Below are 17678 nucleotides of genomic sequence, written 5' to 3'. Positions count from 1 at the left end.
GCGCATCAAGCTGGTCGCGTAGTCCCAGGATACTAGCCACCGGCAGCAGCGCCTGGCGGCCGGACAGCTCCTCATAAAACTATCTCGCGTCCGCAGTGACCAACTTGTTCTCCGGCGCGGCGGCTGCAACGCCGATCAAGCCATCTCGAACTTCATACACTCGATCGGCACGAATGCGTGCCTCTGGTCGATGGGCGACCAAAACGATTGTCGCACCGGTCCCAGATAGATTGCTGAGCACCCTTCTTTCGGTCTCGACATCCAAGGCAGAGGTGGCCTCGTCGAGGATGAGCAGGCGCGGCCGACCAAGAAGGGCTCTCGCTAGCAGAATGCGCTGGCGCTGCCCCCCCGAAATGCTTGCAAGCGAGTCAGCAAGATATGTGTCCAGCCGCATGGGCAATGAGCGAATGAATGTGTCCATCTCGACCAGCTTCAGTGCCTCGTAGATCGCCTCATCTGAGACGCCCGTGCGGAATAGCGTGACGTTGTCGCGGATCGAGGCAGAGAGTAGTCGGTCACTCTGGAACAGAGAACCGAGGCCTCGGCGCGAGGAAGTGGCCGCGAGGCCATCGATCGTGACCTTGCCGACTTCCGGTGCCACCATGCCGCAGATCAGCTTGGCAACCGTGGACTTTCCCGCGCCAGAGCTTCCCACTAGTACAACGAACTCCCCCGGCTCGATTCGAAGGTCGGCGTCCCGCAGAACGGGATCCTCGAAGTCGCTGTAGCGAAACGTAACGCCGCGCAACGCTACTTGGCCGCCTTGAATCGTATCGACAGGGGCCGGCCGCATGGGGGACTGCTGGATGATCTCATTGGCCTGACGCAAGTGGACCGAATGGGATTTATACCGCGCATAGAGGTCAAAGGCCGTGACCAGCGACTGGGACAGCAGGTCTTTGTAGGCATTCAGCGCGACAAAGGCGCCCAAAGAATGATGGCCACCAGAGACGAAAAACGCGGCCATGGAGACGAAGGCCAACCAAGTATCCAAGACTAGAGCTTATCCGGCCACCCGACGCGAATCTCTTATTCAGGCTCAAGCCACCGTCGCTGGTGTCATTGCGCCGCCGCGAGGAGCTCGATTGGCTACTGCTGATGACGGACAAACCGTCAACCAGCGCGCGTTCGGTAATGCTGGAGCTTTCGAGCCGGTTACGCCGGACCGAGAAATTTCCCGCGATAGGAAGGCTACCCGAGCCAGGGCTCTTATTGACGACCAGAGCATAGCCACCATTGGAAACCGCCGAAGCAGTCACAGTCCCGGCGAAAGGCGGCTTGGCCGCCTTGCCCGATGCCTCTGCGGTGACGAGGTTAATGAGGCCGGCCCCCCCCTCCGGGCTGAAGGCGGCCGAGGGATTGGTCATGATCTCTACGCGCGAGAAACGCACGGCGCCAAGCGACTGGAGAACGTCTGCTTGGTTGGCACCATTGAGTTCAGGTGCGGGCTGTCCATCGATGAGAATTGTGGCGCCGCTTGAGCCTCTCAGCTTCAACGGGCCTCCCGGTTCGATGCTCAACGACGGGATGCCGTTCAGCACGTCAGCTAGGCTGCCAATCTGGTGCTGCGGCGTACGAGCGATATCGTAGCTGCGGCGATCGGAAAGTCTTCAACGACACCTATCGCGGCAAAGCGTACTTCCATCACGCTGGGCCAACTATCTCGGGGCAGCAGTTGCTCTCTTGGCGGCAGCTGAATCGATTATTGGACCAACCTTCTGTGTCCGCTGGTGCTGGATGCGTCGCAACCGGACACCTGGCCCGTCGAACGAGCCGACGCTGTTCTCGCCATCAACATGATCCATATCTCGCCGTGGACGGCCACGGCCGGCCTGATGGCGGGCGCTGCGCGTGTGCTGCCTGCGGGCGGCGACCTGTTCCTGTACGGCCCCTTCATCGAGGGCGACACGCCGACAGCGCCCAGCAACCTCGAGTTCGATCAGAGCCTGAGGCGACGCAATATCGAGTGGGGAATTCGCCGCCTGGACCATCTGGTCGCCTTGGCGGCCACCCATGGCCTTGGCCTTTCCGAACGTCTCACCATGCCCGCGAACAACCTAGTACTCGTGTTCCGAAAGACGTAGCCGCTAGGCACGCTCGGCCAAGGTCCGTTTCTCGGAGGCGCGCAAAGGTCCGTTCGTGGCGCACATTGGCCACGCGGCTAAACGCTGAACTTGCGATTAGCTCGCATTATCGTCGGTCTTAACTTGGAATCGTGCCGATTCTAAGTTGTCCCGACATGCAGCAACTCGCCTGGCGGCCCGGAAGGGACTCGAACCCCTGACCTTCGCTTTAGGAAAGCGCTGCTCTATCCTGCTGAGCTACCGGGCCGCGTTTCGCGCGGGTCTGGGTCAATAGCGCAAGAAGGCGGGCGTGCGAACCCCGTCGGCGACGCTCGGGGGCGAACATGATGCGGCATCTGAAATCCGTCTATGTCCAGGTGCTGATCGCCATCGCCCTGGGGGTGCTGGTCGGGGCGCTGTGGCCCAAGGTCGGGGTCGCGGTGAAGCCGCTGGGCGATGGCTTCATCAAGCTGATCAAGCTGGTGATCGCCCCGGTGATCTTCTGCACCGTCGCCGGCGGCATCGCGCGGATGGGCGACATCAAGGCGTTCGGCCGGGTGGGGATCAAGGCGCTGCTCTATTTCGAGGTGGTCTCGACCCTCGCCCTGATCCTGGGCCTGGTGGTGGGGCGCACCCTGAAGCCGGGCGCGGGGTTCAACATCGATCCCAAGACGCTCGACCCGTCGATCGCGGCCGGCTACCTGGCCAAGGCCCAGCATGGCGACGGCCTGGTCGCCTATCTGCTGCACCTGATCCCCGACACCTTCTTCAGCGCCTTCGCCGAGGGAAACCTTTTGCAGGTGCTGGTCGTCGCCATCCTGACGGGCTTCGCCTGCACGCGGCTGGGCGACTTCGGCGACAAGGTCGCCAATGTTCTGGAGGACACGGCCAAGCTGTTCTTCGGCGTCATCCACGTGGTGGTGCGCCTGGCGCCCTTGGGCGCGTTCGGGGCCATGGGCTTCACGATCGGCAAGTACGGGATCGGGGCGCTGGTGCAGCTGGGCGCGCTGGTGGCGACCTTCTACGTCACCTCGCTGCTGTTCGTGCTGGTGGTGCTGGGCGCGATCGCCTGGGCCAGCGGCTTCTCGATCCTGCGCTTCCTGGCCTACATCCGCGAGGAGCTGCTGATCGTGCTGGGCACCAGCTCGTCGGAGTCGGTGTTGCCGCAGATGATGGAAAAGCTGGAGAACGCCGGCGCGCGGCGCTCGGTCGTCGGGCTGGTGATCCCGACCGGCTACAGCTTCAACCTGGATGGCACCAACATCTACATGACCCTGGCCACCCTGTTCCTGGCCCAGGCGACCAACACGCACATCTCGCTGGGGCAGGAACTGGCCCTGCTGGGCGTGGCCATGCTGACCTCCAAGGGCGCGAGCGGAGTCACCGGGGCGGGCTTCATCACCCTGGCCGCGACCCTGGCGGTCGTTCCGGACATTCCGATCGCGGCCCTGGCCGTGCTGGTCGGCGTCGACCGCTTCATGAGCGAGTGCCGGGCCTTGACCAACCTGATCGGTAACGGCGTGGCCACCCTGGTCGTCGCGCGGTGGGAAGGCGCCTTGGACCGCGACCGCCTGACGCGTGTCCTGCGTGGCGAAACCGCTCCGGTCGAACCCGCCGTCGCCTGATCCCGGGACAGGCGAGCGCGCATCCCGCCACGGTGGGCAAGCTTGTCCGGCGCCGTCTGCATGTTAGGGTTTCAAATACAACCGACGTGCGATGTTGGAGCGATGTTGAATCTAACGCCCCGGGACGCCGTCGCACGGTTCGATAGCGGCTTGGCGACAAGGATGAATCTCGCCGCATGAAGCCGCCCAGCAAGGTGATGATCGTCGAGGACGAGGCGCTGGTGGCCATGATGGTCGAGGACATGCTCGGAGACCTGGGATGCGAGGTCGCCGGTTCGTTCGGCGCGGTGGACGACGCCCTGGCCTGGCTGCGCAGCGGCGAGCCCGCCCCGGACGGCGCGGTGCTGGACGTCAATATCGGCGGCGAGATGGTGTTTCCGGTCGCCGAAGCGCTGCGCGAGCAGGGCGTGCCGTTCGTCTTCGCCACCGGCTATGGCGATCTGCCCCGCCGAGGCTTCGAAAGCATCGAGGTGCTGGCCAAGCCGATCAATGTCGGGGCGTTGCGCCAGGCAATCGACAAGTTCCGGGCCGAATAGACGGCTTCACTCCGCCTCGCGGAGGAAGTCGATGAAGGCCCGCAGCGGCGCCGGCGCACGTCGCCGACTGGGATAGTAGAGGTAGAAGCCTCCATAGTAGGGGCACCAATCCTCCAGCACGCGGACCAGCTTGCCGGCCGCGATCAGGTCGGCGACCTGGTCCTCGAAGGCGAAGGCCACGCCGACGCCGTCCAGCGCCGCCTGGATCATCAGCCCCTGGTCGCCGAGGGTCAGGGGACCATCGACCTCGATGTTCAGCTCGACCCCGTCGCGCTCGAACTCCCAGTGATAGAAGCGGCCGCTGGCGAAGCGGAAGCGGATGCAAGGCAGGTCCTTCAGCTGCTCGGGCGCGGTCGGCCTGGGATGGCCCGCGAAGAAGGCCGGCGCGGCGACGATGGCGCTGCGTTGGCGCGGGCCGATCGGCACGGCGACCATGTCCTGGGCGATGGTCTCGCCGAAGCGGACGCCGGCGTCGCAGCCCTCGGCCACCATGTCGACCAGGGCGCCGTCGACGATGATCTCGACCTTCACCCCGGGTTGGCGGGCCATGAAGCGGTTCACGGCCGGCAGCAACACCAGTTCGGCGGCGCCGCGCGAGGCGTTGAAGCGCAACGTGCCCATCGGCTGGTCGCGGAAATTGTTGAGGTCGTCCAGGGCGTCGTCGATGTCGCGGAAGGCCGGGGCCACCCGGGCGAACAGCCGCTCACCGGCTTCGGTCAGGGCGACGCTGCGGGTGGTGCGGTTGACCAGGCGCAGGTCCAGCCGCTCTTCGATCCCTCGTAGGGCGTGGCTGAGGGCCGACGGCGTGCAGCCCAGCGCGTCGGCGGCGCGGCGGAAGCTCTTGTGGCGGGCGATGGCCAGGAAACTGGCCAGGTCCGCGGGGGCGATGGGCCGCATTGCTGAGCCTTACTCACGGATGGGCGAGAACCGCGATGATCAACTCATCGAAGATTCAGGTCCAGGGCTTCCGCCGTCGCCGCGCCTATCCTATCGCCCGAACCGCAGGACAAGGATCTGGTCGATCTGGTTGGCGTCGTAATTGTCGTCCGAGGCCAGGACGAGGGTGCGGGCTCCGTCCTTCAGGCGCGGTCCCCAGGCCATGGCTTCCAGATTGTCGATCCGGACGCCCAGGCTGTCAAAGTTCAGCAACAGTCGCTTCTCGACAGGCCGGACGGAGGTCTTCGCCAGCCTCTCGACCGCCGAGACGTCCTGGGCCTTGGCCAGGTCGGCCAGGTACAGGCGGATATGGTAGCTGTAGCGCCCATCCGCGCCCTTGGCGGCCGAGCGTTCCAGCACCAGCAGGCGATGGTCGTCCAGGGTCAGTATTTCGCTGACGCCGTTGTCATTCACGCCCACCGGCGAGGCCGCCTGCACCGGGTCCAGCGGATAGGCGTACTGCGCCAACGGCCGTCCCGAACGGTCCAGGCGGGTCAGGCGCGTCAGGCCGCCCTGCGCCACCGAAGGAATTGGGCCGTCCTGCGCCAGCGGCCATTCCATCGACAGCCACATCGATCGTCCGTCAACGGACCATGACAGGCCCTCGGTGGTCGCGTTCTTGCGCGCGCCGGTCTCGCCACCGGCATGGAAGGTCAGCATTTCGGGAACCACCATCCGGCTGACCGGCGCCCCGTCGGCCTTGATCCGCCGCACCGCCGGCGGATAGCCGTGGTCGAAGTCGCCCTCGGTGGCCCAGATCAGGTCGTGGCTCAGCGGATCGAAGCGGATCGCCTCGCCGTCCGCCGCCTCGGTTCCGGCCTTGCGGTCCGGGAAGGTCTCGCCGTCCTCACGGCGCAGCGGAACCATCTTCTCCAGCGTCGGTCCGCAGGGCTGGCCAGCGCGCAGATCGAGCCGACCCAGGAAGACATGCGACGGCCCGTGCTCGGACTTGTCGTCGCTGATGAACGCCCAGAGGTCCGAGCGCGGATCGTAGTCGATGCCGGAGATGCCGCCGTAGCCGCCGCCCTCGAAGACGATCCCCTTGGGCGTCTCGCAGGCCTTGATCAGCGACAGCCGGTCGTTCGCCGTCGCCGGCGTCGCCGCGAGCAGCGCGGCCAGGACCAGCGCCTTCAAAGCCGCAACGCCGGCGCGAGAAGCGGACCGTCGTCCCAGCCCGCCATGGCGGACGTGGCCTCGGCGCGCTCGATGGCCACGGTCAGCTTGCGGCGAAACTCGGCGGGGTCGATCGTGAAGGGCTGGCTCTGGGCCTCGATCGTGTGCAGGCGCGGGCGACCGTCGGACGGCAGGATGTAGCCGACGTCGTGGCGGCGGAAATTGCCGATCCGCGACTGCACCTCGACCAGCCAGTTCAGCGCCACCACCTGGCAGCCCGGCGGCGACAGGAGCGTGTTGTGCAGGCCCGAGCCGAACTCGCCAGCCACCACGCGGGCGCGCGAGAAGATCCGGGCCTGGTCCGTCCAGGAGAGGGTTTCGGGCCGCAGCACGGTCAGGCCCAGCTCCCGCGCGATGCCCTCGATCTCGGGTTCATTGACCATCTCGCGGAAGACCCCGGGCGCGCGAAGCCCCGCGCGGCTGACGAACACCTTGTCGAAACCGGCGCCGCGCGGCCAGGCCAGCGCCTGTTCTTCCAGCTTCCACCGGAGGAAGTCGTGGAAGATATAGTCCTTGTGCAGCATGTGCGGCAGCAGGGCCACGTCGACGTGGAGCGCCTCACGGGCCGGGTCGTAGGTGACGATCTCGTGCCCCGGCAGCATCTGGCGGACAATCCGCGCCACATAGCCGGGGGCGCTGGCCGGCAGCACCACGGGAGCGGTGACCCCGCTCGCCGCCAAGGCCTGGATCAGGAACAGCTTGGGATACATCTCGGTCAGCCAGTGACCCCAGACGAAATTGAAGTGCGTGATCACGAACGCCCGCTCAAGCCGACGCTTGGCGGGCGCGGAGAACGCCCAGCGCTCGGGCGTGATGCCGTTGTCCCACCAGTGCTTGACGTAGCTGGGATAGGGGCCGTCCGCGTAGACGAGCTGGCCGTCCAGGGTCAGATGCCCGCCAGGACCGCCCACCAGCACGTCGCGGACGACATAGAGATCGATGGCCGGCGTCGGCCAATCGTACCGGTGGTCGGCGTTCATCTGCTCGCCTTCGCACGGCCACGGCATCGGGCGCGCCAGGACATAGCCGCTGTCGCCCATCAGGCGCGCACGAACGGCCCGGCCGCCGCCGGCCAAGGCCGTGGTCAGCGGGACGAGGTCGCACGCGGTGATGTCGATGGACTGGACCATCGCCCCTAGAGCCCCCCGTCGAGGAAGCCGAGGAAGGCCGGCAGATCCAGCCGCCAGCTAAACGCCGCGTCCGGACGAAGCCATTCCTCCAGCATCATCTCGACCTGACCGACCGGCGAGGGCGAGAAGAAGGCGCGCCAGTCCAGGTCGGCGAACAGGGCGAGGTTGCGGGACCACGCGGCGGTGACGTTTGTCGGCTGCAATTCGACCACCTTGGTTCCCGATCGGCAGAACAGGATATTGGCCAGGGCCGTGCCGGCGGCGGCGACGACGACGTCGGCCCCGTGGAACAACGCCACCTGTTCGCGGACCGATAGGGTGGCGGGCCTGACGATCGTGAAGCCGCGCGCCGCCAGGGCCGTCTCCAGGTCCAGCTCGTTGAGCAGCACATGGTCGGCCGAGCCCCGGCGACTGACATAGATGCGCCGTGGCCCGACCGTGGGATCGACCGCCGACGTCGCCAAGATCCGCTCGCGAACGCGATCCAGCGGCGCGTTGGGCGCGTGCAGGAAGTGATCCAGGGTCGAGGCGTAGATCGCATCCTCGATCCGCGCCAGCGGGGCTTCGATCACGCGGGGCGGGGGCGCCGAGCCCAGCAGCAGGGCCAGGAGATCGCGATGCCAGGGCAGCAGGGGCGGCGCGATCGCCGGGAAGCGCCCGGTCGCGCCCGTCTCGATCGCCGCGACCAGGGCTGGCAGGCACTCGATCAGGAAATGGCCATAGTTATGCAGCCCTCCCCACGCCATGAAGATGGTGGCGCGCTCCAGCCGCGGGACCTTGTTCGGCGGGCGAAACACGGCTCGGTCCCCTTCGACGCGAACCCCCGGCAACAGGCCCAGTGTGGGCGTCAGATACAGCGCCTCCTGGACCGTTTTCTGGAACACTTGCCCCTGGTCGTTGAACACCGCGCCGAAGGCCGGGGCGTGCCAGACGCCTGGCGCGCGAACGAGATCGACAGACGCGCGACGGACGCCGCCGGCGCCCGCGGCCCACGCTGGCGCGCCGACACCGCCGACGCGGCCCGTCAGTCGCAGGCGCGTTTCCGCCTCCGCCTCCACGCTCTCGGGCGTCACCTCCGCGATAAGGCCCGGCGCGGCGGGAACGTCACCGTCCAGCACATTGGCGACGCGGGACAGAACCGCCGCCTCACTGACGACCGTCAGCGGCAGACCCGGGCCCAGCGGGCGTTCCGGGACCAGGGCCTTCAGTCGGCTCGTCGCGCCCTTGGCCACGCGGCGAGCGACGCGTAGCACCCGCCTCACAGCTCGAAACTCGCCCGATAGCCGGCGCGGGAGACGATGGCGGCGGTCAGCCGTTCGATCGCGTGGGCGGTCGTGCCGTCGACGCGACCTAGCTCCGGCCCGAAACCCAGCTCGGCGTCGTCCAGGTCCGTCAGTGGCGCGAAGGCTTCCGTCCGCCCCCAGAACATCGAGCCGGCCGCGAACGGCGTCTCGGGACGCGGCTTCAGGCCCATGCGCGCGGAGAGCCGCTCGACGTCCGGACGGTTGTTGTCCATCACGTCGGGATCGCCCATCCGCATGCGGGCCTCTGACGAGGCCAGCAGGCCCAGCTTCGGATCCTGGGCGAAGGCGCGCAGGGCCAGGACCGCCGCCTCGCCGCCCAGCAGGCCGTCGACCAGCGCGGCGCGCCACTGGTCGCCCTTGGGCTGGTGCGGCGAGCGCTTGGAGTGCAGCTTGCAGAACACCGAATAGCCCAGCGCCCGCGCCCGGCGCAGGGTCTCGACGAACGGCCGGATGTCGCGTCCGCGGTTCTCGGCGATGGCCAGGTGGGCGTGCGGAAAGGCCTCGCGGGCCTTGGCCAGGTCGCCCTCGCTCCAGGCTTCCGGCACGGTGACCATCAGGTCCAGCACGTCGGCCGTGGCGGCCAGGCGCTCGGCGAACCAGTCGATCAGCTCCGGATAGAACAGGTGCAGCAGGGTCACCGCCTCGGCGCGCTTGGCGAAGCGCGCCTGGGCTTCCGCGACCAGCGGATGCTCGTCGGTCAGGCGCGGCAGATAGGCGCTCAGCGCGGCGCGGGTGGCGTGCAGATAGCCATGGCCGAACCAGCGGTCGGGCTCCAGATAGGCCCCCTCGCCCCACTCGTTCCAGGCGTTGACGAAGGCCAGGCCCTGGCCTTTCGGGTGCTTGGCGTCCGCGTGCTTCAAGGCGCCCGACAGCCAGCGCAGATAGCGCTCGGGGTCGGCGTTGTGGAAGGCGTGGCCGGCCCAGGGCTTGCGCGCCTGGTTGTCCCAGCCCGGCATGACGCCCGGCACGAAGGCGGCGTCGGCCTGCGAGAGCTCATCCAGCTTGTGCTGAACCACCGTCGGATAGTCGTAGACCTTGCCGGTGAAGTTCGGATGCAGGGGCGTCACCGACTTGGTGATCTCGCCCTCGACGATGGCGTGCGGCGGGAAGTCGATGATCCCGTCGAAGCCGTGGCCGGCATGGTCCTGGAAGCCAAAGGCCGTGGTGCACAACAGGTGCAGCTCGCCGATCCCCATGGCCCGGGCCTGGGCCCGCCAGCGGTCGGTCGTGGCCTTGGAGTCCGGCAGGATCTCGGGCCGATACAGCACCATCACCGGCTTGCCGCCGACCTTCAGGTAGCGCGGGTCGCGGATATGGCGGGCGATGTCCTCGAACACGGCCTCGTCATCCTCGGGCGAGTGGTCCTGGCCCATCAGGACGTCGCTCTCGTCGCCGTCCCAGCGCCGCGTCCAGTTCTCGTTGGCCCAGCACAGGGCGAACGGCAGGTCCAGGGTCGGATCGGCCAGGAACAGCTCGATCGGCCGCTCCAGCAGGCGTTTTCCGGCGAACCAGTAGTAGTGGAAGCAGAAGGCGTGGACGCCGGCGCCCTTGGCGAGATCGATCTGGTGGGCGATCACCTCACGCTGGCGCAGGTCGTAGAAGCCCAGGTCGCCCGGCAGGCGCGGCTGGTAGTGACCCAGGAACTGCGGCTGGGCCTTGGAGACGTTGGTCCATTCGGTGAAGCCCTTGCCCCACCAGGCGTCGTTCTCCGGGAACGGATGGAACTGGGGAAGGTAAAAAGCCACCACCTTCGGCGCATCGGCCGGCAGGGCGATCGGGGCGGCGATCGGGGCAGCGTAGTGGGGGCTGCGCAGGTTCTTCGCGACCTGGATCGCGTGGGTATAAGTCGCCCGCACCGGGCCGGTGTCGCCACCGGCGGGACGGGTCGCCCGCGCCCGGTCCAGCACCGCCCGCCCTCGCCGCCAGGCCGCGCCCGCCGGCTTGCGCAGCGGTCCCAGCAGCGGCTTGATCGCCTGGATCGCCGCGCCCTTCAGGCCGCGCGGATCCTGGCCCAGGTCGCCGATGCGCGAGACCTTGAAGTCCGACACGGTGAACGCGCACGCGCCTTCCGAGGGGTCCAGCCGCACACCGTTCAGCTGCCAGCTGCGGGCCGGCAGCGAGGCGAACCAGCCGTCCGGGCCAGCTTTCAGACGGGTGTAGGAATCTTCCGAAAAGCCGTCGCCCCAATCGGCGTAGAGCGCCGGACCGACCAGCTGTCCTTCGACCGCCTCGAGCTTGACGTCGATCCGCACCGCCTTGGCTGCGCGCAGGGCGGCGCGCTCGGCGCGGGTCGCGGTCCAAACCATCTGGGGGTCGCCGCCGGCCGCCGCCAGGACCGGCCGCCCCTGCGTGTCGAGGCCCCGGACCGCGACGTCGCGGCCGGGCTTCAGGCCGCCAAACACCAGCTTGGGCGGCGGGCGACTCATGCCTTGCCCGAAAGGCGGGCCAACAGCCGCGCGAAGAAGCCCCGCGGCGCGTTGGGGACGCGCTTGCGGATGACCACCGCCGCCTGCCAGAAGCGAGCGGGATCGTCGACATAGCGCACCACTTCGCCGCCGTGCGGCGCGGCCTGCTTGGCCACGAACTTGGCGGTCACGACCGTCTCGCCATAGACGTCCGGCTCGCGATAGTCGCCGCCGCCCGACGGCAGATAGGCAATGCCGTTGTTGGCCAGGTCCGCGCGCAGCTGCGGCAAGCGGTCCTTGTACGCCGACAGGGCGGCCAGCCAGGCATTGGGAGAGTCGGCGTCGGTGGCTTGCAGGAAATCGAGGAATCGGGGCGGCTCGACTGTGAACACCAGCTGACCGCCGGGCGCCAGCACGCGCAGCAACTCGGCTAGCCAGGCGCGGAACAGGTGCGGCGGCAGGTGGGTGAAGACCGAGTAGGCCGTGATCAGCCGGAACGAATCGTCGGCGAACGGCAGCGGCTGACCGTTGGTGATCGTCTCGAACCGGCCCGGCAGATTGGCTTGTCGGCAGAAAGCGACCATGTCGGGATCGATGTCGACTCCGACCATGTCCTCGGCCCTGAAGTCGCGCAGGAAGAAGCGCCCGATCCGCCCCCAACCGCAGCCGAAATCCAGATAGCCCTTGCCGCTGGACCGCTTGTAGGCGCGGTCGCTCATGCTCTCATGGGCGAAACGATAGAAGACGCCCGCTTCGTTCAGCGCGTCTTCGTAGGCCGAGCCGACGAACTGCCGCTGAATCTCGGCCGACGGGAAGTCGGGGAACACCAGGCCGTCCTGGGTGCGCTCGGCGACCGAGCGCTTCAGGCGCGCGATCCAGGCGCCTGGACCTTCGCCCCGGATGTCTTCGTGGGCGAGAAGGCGGGTGGAGACTGTCATGCGACTTGGGCTTCCCGGTAGGCTAGCCACTCTTCGGTCGGGCCGAGGAAGATGATGCGACCGGCCTGCAGCTCGCAGACGCGGTTGCAGACGCGACGGACAAGGTCGTGGTCGTGGGTGGCCATGACCATGATCTTGGCGTCCTCGACCATGCGGTGCATGCGCTGAGCGGCCTTCTGCACGAAGGCGGCGTCGCCGGCGCTGAGCCACTCGTCCAGCACCAGGATATCGGCCTCGAACTCGGTGGCGACCGAGAACATCAGGCGCGCCAGCATGCCGGCCGAATAGGTGCGGACCGGCAGGTGCAGGAAGTCGCCTAGCCCCGAGAACTCGGCGATGGCGTCCACGCGGCTGTCGATCACCTTGCGCGACAGGCGGCGCATCAGGCCCAGCTTGTGGATGTTGCGAAGGCCGGTCGCCTCCATGTCGACGCCGGCGTTGATGGCGATCATCGAGGTGATGTCGCCGTCGATTTCCAGCTCGCCGCGGGTCGGCGAATAGATGCCGGCGATCACCTTCAGCAGGGTGGTCTTGCCCGAGCCGTTATGCCCGACGAGCGCGATGCGGTCGCCCTCGACGATCTCGAGATTGATATCCGACAGCGCCTTGACCGCGGCGACGTCGCCGGCGGCCTTGTACATCTTGCCGCCGACCGCGAGGTTGAACACGGCGCTGCGCAGCGATTGCGAGCGCAGGCTGTAGACGAAGTAGTCGAGGTCGACGTTCGTCAGCTTGATCCGGTGCGTCATCGCTGTCTCCTACAGCCAGAAGACCACGCGCTTGCGGAACATGGCCAGCAGCGCGAAGGCGATTATCGCCAGGACACCGGTCATGCCCAGCGTCCACCACCAGTCGAGCGCGGCGGGGGCATGGCCAGTCAGCGGCGCGCGCAGTAGTTCGACCTGGTGGGTGAACGGGTTGAGCTCGACCATGCGGCGGCTCTTGGGGCTCAGGTTGTCGGTCACCCAGAATACCGGCGTCACATAGAAAAGAAGCTGGACGACATAACTCATCATGTAAGCCACGTCGCGGAAGCGGGTCGACGGGATGGCGATGATGAAGCCTTGCAGGCAGACGATCAGCAACATCACGACCAGGGCCGGGATCAGCGTCCAGTGAGGCGCGACGAACCGGCCGATGATCAGCATCACCGCCCAGAAGGCGATCGCCTGGAACAGGAAGTTCGTCGCCGCCTTTTGGGCGTGCAGGAAGACGTAGAAGCTGAGCGGCAGGCGTTGGCTCTGCATCAGGCCGGCGTTGTAGAGGAAGATCGCCTGCGCTTCAGCCATGGCCGTGCCGACCAGCGACCAGGCCAGCAAGCCGGCCACCACCTGCGGAAAGGTGCCCATCAGGTTCACGCCCATCATGGCGCTGACCAGGAAGGCCAGGGCAAAGGCGACAACCAGCAGGTTGCAGGCCATCCAGAACGGACCCAGGATCGAGCGCTGGAAGCGCGACGCCGTCTGGTCCAGGCCGAGCCGCCACCACAGGGGGGCGAGGCGAATGCCGTCTCCCACGTCCTTCAGCGCCGCCATCAAGGGACTCGGCATGCGGATCCTTCCTCAACGCCTCACGGCGGTCAGCAAGGCGCCTGCTTACAGAGCCCCGAGCCGCCCGACAATGCTTAGGAAGGCCGCCGAGCGCGGGTTTCCCAACTCGCGCCCGACCTGTTGCGTAAAAACTTTAGTCGAGCTTTCGGGACCGTCCGGCGCGCCGATCCCCCGCGCGCGCTTTATGCGCTATATCTCGGACAATTGGACCGGCGCCGTCGAACGGGGGATGAAAGCGCCGCCCGGATCCGAGTATGCTGACGCTCGAGGCGCCCGTGACGGCCCGTGCGCGCGGCGCGGGCCGAGGAGCCTCTCAAGGCCAGGTTTGAAACACAATTTCTTAGTTTGCTTGACATGGAATATGCCTTCCATACACCTGTCCCAAAACCAGAGTGATGCTCGGCATCCAATAATCAGACATTAGGAAGAGAAGCCCCATGACCCGCCCTCTGCCGTCGCGCCGACGCTTCTTCGGCCTGGTGTCCGGACTGGGCCTGGTGTCAGGAATGGGGCTGACGGCCGGCTTGCTGGGCGCCTGTTCGCGCGGCGGCCAGGACGCTTCCGAGGTCGTGGTCAGCTTCAACGATCTGTCGCAGCCGTTCTTCGTGGCCATGCGCCGCGAACTCGAGGACGAGGCCGGCAAGCTGGGCGTCAAGGTCCAGGTGATGGACGCCCAGAACAATTCCGCCAAGCAGATCGCCGACCTCGAGGCCGCCGCCGTGCAGGGCGCCAAGGTGGTGATCGTGGCCCCGACCGACTCCAAGGCCCTGGCCACCGCTACTGATGAATTGGCCGAGCAAGGCGTGACGGTGATCTCGGTCGATCGCAACATCGTCGGCGGCAAGACGCCGGTGCCGCACGTCGGGGCCGACAACGTGGCCGGCGGCCGCGCCATGGCCGACTGGGTGGTCAAGACCTATCCGAACGGCGCACGCGTGGTGGTGATCACCAACGATCCCGGCAGCTCCAGCTCGATCGAGCGGGTCAAGGGCGTCCACGACGGCCTCGCGGCCGGCGGCCCGGCGTTCAAGATCGTCACCGAGCAGACCGCCAACTCCAAGCGCGACCAGGCCCTGACGGTCACCCAGAACGTGCTGACCTCGATGCACGACACCCCGCCGGACGTGATCCTGTGCCTGAACGACGACATGGCCATGGGCGCGCTGGAGGCCGTCCGCGCCGCCGGCTTCACGCCCGACAAGGTCAAGGTGCTGGGCTTCGACGCCATTCCCGAGGCCCTGGCCCGTATCAAGGCCGGCGAGATGGTCGCGTCGGTCGAGCAGAACCCCGGCCAGCAGATCCGCACCGCCCTTCGCCAGGCGGTGGCCAAGATCAAGACCGGCGCCGCGCCCAAGAGCGTCAGCCTGATCCCCGTGCTGATCACCAGCGCCAACCTCGCCGAGGCCTCGCGCATCGCCGAGGTGAAGTAGGCGACGCCATGGCTCTTCTGGACGTCAGCCAGGTCAGTAAGCGCTTTCCCGGCGTGCTGGCCCTCGATCAGGTCCGGCTGCAAGTCGGACCCAAGGCGGGACAGGGCGAGGTCCACGCCTTGCTGGGCGAGAACGGCGCGGGCAAGTCGACCCTGATCAAGATCCTGTCGGCGGCCCACGCGGCCGACGAGGGGACCGTGACGTTCGACGGCCGGCCGCTGGACCCGCGCGACACGCCCCTGCGCCGCCAGCAGCTGGGCATCGCCACGATCTACCAGGAATTCAACCTGTTCCCGGAGCTCAGCGTCGCCGAGAACATGTATCTGGGCCGCGAGCCCAAACGGCTGGGCCTGATCGACTGGAGCCGCCTGCGCGCCGACGCCCGCGCCCTGCTCGACGAACTCGGTCTGCCGCTGGATCCGGACGAGCCGGTCCGCCGCCTGACCGTGGCCGAGCAGCAGATGGTCGAGATCGCCAAGGCGATGACCCTGAACGCCCGGCTGATCATCATGGACGAGCCCACGGCCGCCTTGAGCAGCCGCGAGGTCGACCGCCTGCACGCCATCATCGCCGGCCTGAAGGCGCGCGGCGTCAGCGTCATCTACGTCTCTCACCGGCTGGCCGAGGTGAAGGCCATGTGCGACCGCTACACGGTGATGCGCGACGGCCGCTGGGTGGCCAGCGGCGACGTCGCCGAGGTCGAGGTCGGCGACATGGTCCGGCTGATGGTCGGCCGCCACGTCGAGTTCGTCCGCCGCGTCCGCTCGGGCCCGCCCGGGCGCGTGGTGCTGAAGGTCGAGAGCGTGACCCCGCGCCGGCCGCGCCTGTCCACGCCGGGCTATCTGAAGGACATTCGCCTGGAGGTCCGGGCCGGCGAGATCGTCGGCCTGGCCGGCCTGGTCGGGGCCGGCCGCACGGACCTGGCTCGGCTGATCTTCGGGGCCGACGCCATCGCGTCGGGCTCAATCCATCTGGACGACAAGCCGCTGAAGCTGAAGTCGCCGCGCGACGCGATCCGGGCCGGCGTCATGCTGGTGCCCGAGGACCGCAAGCAGCAGGGCTGTTTCCTCGACCACTCGATCCGCCACAATCTCAGCCTGCCCAGCCTGGGACCGCTCAGCCGGTTTGGCCAGTGGGTCGACGAGCGCGCCGAGCGCGACCTGGTCGAGACCTATCGCCAGAAGCTGCGCATCAAGATGGCCGACCAGGAGACCCCGATCGGCAAGCTGTCCGGCGGCAATCAGCAGAAGGTGCTGCTGGGCCGCTCGATGGCGCTGGCGCCCCGCGTGCTGATCGTCGACGAGCCCACGCGCGGCATCGACATCGGCGCCAAGGCCGAGGTTCACCAAGTGCTGTCCGACTTGGCCGCCCAGGGCGTGGCGATCGTCGTCATCTCCTCGGAGCTGGCCGAGGTCATGGCCGTCAGCGACCGGATCATCGTCTTCCGCGAAGGCGCGATCGTCGCCGATCTCGAGGCCGACGCGGCCACCGAAGAAGGCCTGATGGCCTATATGGCGACCGGCGCCGGCCGGCCCTCGCCGTCAGGAATGGAACTCTCTCCCCAATGACCGCCTCCCCGACGCTCTCCCCCGAACCGACCGCCCAGCAGGCCGCGCCACCCCCCGGCCGTCGCTTCGATGTGCTGGCCTTCGCGCGCAAGCACCGGACGATCCTGTTCCTGCTGCTGCTGATCGCCGCCTTCGGGATCGTCAACGAGCGCTTCCTGACGATCCGCAACGCGCTGAACATCCTCAGCGAGGTGTCGATCTACGGGATCATCGCGGTCGGCATGACCTATGTGATCCTGATCGGCGGCATCGACGTGGCGGTCGGCTCGCTGCTGGCCTTCGCCTCACTGGCGGCGGCCTATGTGATCACCACGGTGGTCGGGGAGTCGCCGGTCAGCTGGCTGATCGCCCTGGCCCTCTCCAGCGTGGTCGGCCTGGTCGGCGGCTATATCCACGGCAAGGCGGTGACCTGGCTGCACGTGCCGGCCTTCATCGTCACCCTGGGCGGCATGACCGTCTGGCGCGGCGCGACCCTGATCCTGAATGACGGCGGCCCGATCTCGGGCTTCGACGCGGCCTACCGCTGGTGGGGCACGGGCGACATCCTGTTCGTGCCGGTCCCGGTGGCGGTGTTCGCCCTGGTGGCGATCGTCGGCCACGTGGTGCTGCGCTACACGCGCTATGGCCGCCAGGTCTACGCCGTCGGCGGCAACGCCGAGGCCGCCCGGCTGTCGGGCGTCAATGTCGATTTCATCGTCACCAGCGTCTACGCGGTGATCGGCGCCTTGGCCGGCCTGTCGGGCTTCCTGCTGTCGGCCCGCCTGGGCTCGGCCGAGGCCGTGGCCGGCACGGGCTACGAGCTGCGCGTCATCGCCTCGGTGGTGATCGGCGGGGCCAGCCTGAGCGGCGGCTCCGGCGGCGTCGGCGGCACCATCCTGGGCGCCCTGCTGATCGGCGTGCTGTCGAACGGCCTGGTGATCATGCACGTCACCTCGTACTTCCAGCAGGTGGTGATCGGCCTGATCATCGTCGCCGCGGTCGCCTTCGACCACTACGCCCGCACCCACAAGGCCTGATTCC

Annotated in this window: 16 protein-coding genes and 1 tRNA gene; 6 read left to right on the top strand and 11 right to left on the bottom strand. The window is 67.6% G+C overall.

All coding sequences use genetic code 11. The annotated features are described in order from the left end of the window. Positions 1-79 precede the first annotated feature (79 nt). Entirely contained in the window at positions 80-982 is a 903-nt protein-coding gene (locus AC1DSO_RS03750) for an ATP-binding cassette domain-containing protein (protein ID WP_477067566.1), read from the bottom strand. Next, positions 864-1559 carry a hypothetical protein gene (locus AC1DSO_RS03745; RefSeq protein ID WP_477067630.1) on the bottom strand — a complete coding sequence of 232 codons (696 nt, stop codon included), beginning with the start codon at positions 1557-1559 and terminating at the stop codon, positions 864-866. The genes AC1DSO_RS03750 and AC1DSO_RS03745 overlap by 119 nt, the downstream gene beginning before the upstream one ends. Before the next feature lie 138 nt (positions 1560-1697). Between AC1DSO_RS03745 and AC1DSO_RS03740 the strand changes: the two genes are divergently transcribed. Continuing rightward, positions 1698-2084, top strand: a complete 387-nt coding sequence (locus AC1DSO_RS03740) for a DUF938 domain-containing protein (protein WP_477067629.1) — start codon at positions 1698-1700, stop codon at positions 2082-2084. A 170-nt stretch (positions 2085-2254) separates the two neighbouring features. Here the strand turns inward: AC1DSO_RS03740 and AC1DSO_RS03735 are convergent. Next, positions 2255-2331, bottom strand: a tRNA-Arg gene (locus AC1DSO_RS03735). A gap of 88 nt (positions 2332-2419) precedes the next feature. On the opposite strand from AC1DSO_RS03735, the gene AC1DSO_RS03730 reads away from it, so the two are divergent. After that, entirely contained in the window at positions 2420-3688 is a 1269-nt protein-coding gene (locus AC1DSO_RS03730; protein ID WP_477067628.1) for a dicarboxylate/amino acid:cation symporter, read from the top strand. A gap of 176 nt (positions 3689-3864) precedes the next feature. After that, a complete protein-coding gene (locus tag AC1DSO_RS03725; RefSeq protein WP_477067565.1) occupies positions 3865-4224 on the top strand; it encodes a response regulator in 360 nt (119 codons plus the stop codon). Positions 4225-4230: 6 nt separating this feature from the next. On the opposite strand, the gene AC1DSO_RS03720 is transcribed toward AC1DSO_RS03725, so the two are convergent. The 8 genes from AC1DSO_RS03720 to AC1DSO_RS03685 form a co-directional block, all read right to left on the bottom strand. Next, entirely contained in the window at positions 4231-5121 is an 891-nt protein-coding gene (locus tag AC1DSO_RS03720; RefSeq protein ID WP_477067564.1) for a LysR family transcriptional regulator, read from the bottom strand. Between the two features lie 90 nt (positions 5122-5211). Beyond that, a complete protein-coding gene (locus AC1DSO_RS03715; protein WP_477067563.1) occupies positions 5212-6294 on the bottom strand; it encodes an esterase-like activity of phytase family protein in 1083 nt (360 codons plus the stop codon). Then, positions 6291-7463, bottom strand: coding sequence for a glycosyltransferase family 61 protein (locus AC1DSO_RS03710; protein WP_477067562.1), 1173 nt, complete (start codon positions 7461-7463; stop codon positions 6291-6293). The genes AC1DSO_RS03715 and AC1DSO_RS03710 overlap by 4 nt, the downstream gene beginning before the upstream one ends. A 5-nt stretch (positions 7464-7468) precedes the next feature. Beyond that, positions 7469-8716 (bottom strand): glycosyltransferase family 61 protein, encoded by a 1248-nt coding sequence (locus AC1DSO_RS03705; RefSeq protein ID WP_477067561.1) that lies wholly within the window; start codon positions 8714-8716, stop codon positions 7469-7471. Between the two features lie 5 nt (positions 8717-8721). Next, positions 8722-11193 (bottom strand): glycoside hydrolase family 99-like domain-containing protein, encoded by a 2472-nt coding sequence (locus AC1DSO_RS03700; RefSeq protein WP_477067560.1) that lies wholly within the window; start codon positions 11191-11193, stop codon positions 8722-8724. Then, positions 11190-12110: a class I SAM-dependent methyltransferase gene (locus AC1DSO_RS03695; protein ID WP_477067559.1), complete on the bottom strand. Its 921-nt coding sequence runs from the start codon at positions 12108-12110 to the stop codon at positions 11190-11192. The genes AC1DSO_RS03700 and AC1DSO_RS03695 overlap by 4 nt, the downstream gene beginning before the upstream one ends. Then, positions 12107-12859, bottom strand: a complete 753-nt coding sequence (locus AC1DSO_RS03690) for an ABC transporter ATP-binding protein (protein WP_477067558.1) — start codon at positions 12857-12859, stop codon at positions 12107-12109. The genes AC1DSO_RS03695 and AC1DSO_RS03690 overlap by 4 nt, the downstream gene beginning before the upstream one ends. A 9-nt stretch (positions 12860-12868) precedes the next feature. Then, positions 12869-13660 carry an ABC transporter permease gene (locus AC1DSO_RS03685; RefSeq protein ID WP_477067557.1) on the bottom strand — a complete coding sequence of 264 codons (792 nt, stop codon included), beginning with the start codon at positions 13658-13660 and terminating at the stop codon, positions 12869-12871. Positions 13661-14097: 437 nt separating this feature from the next. Between AC1DSO_RS03685 and AC1DSO_RS03680 the strand changes: the two genes are divergently transcribed. The 3 genes from AC1DSO_RS03680 to AC1DSO_RS03670 are packed head-to-tail and all read left to right on the top strand — an operon-like array spanning position 14098 to position 17674. After that, complete coding sequence (locus AC1DSO_RS03680) at positions 14098-15090, top strand: substrate-binding domain-containing protein (RefSeq protein WP_477067556.1); 993 nt, start codon at positions 14098-14100, stop codon at positions 15088-15090. An 8-nt stretch (positions 15091-15098) separates the two neighbouring features. Then, complete coding sequence (locus AC1DSO_RS03675; RefSeq protein ID WP_477067555.1) at positions 15099-16658, top strand: sugar ABC transporter ATP-binding protein; 1560 nt, start codon at positions 15099-15101, stop codon at positions 16656-16658. Continuing rightward, the gene (locus AC1DSO_RS03670; protein WP_477067554.1) at positions 16655-17674 is read left to right on the top strand and encodes an ABC transporter permease; all 1020 of its coding nucleotides are present in this window, start codon (positions 16655-16657) and stop codon (positions 17672-17674) included. The genes AC1DSO_RS03675 and AC1DSO_RS03670 overlap by 4 nt, the downstream gene beginning before the upstream one ends. The last annotated feature ends 4 nt before the right edge of the window (positions 17675-17678 follow it).

Source organism: Caulobacter sp. P4_E5, assembly GCF_056401555.1.
Note: the sequence above shows the minus strand (reverse complement) of the source record. Positions and strands in the feature narration are given on the sequence as shown.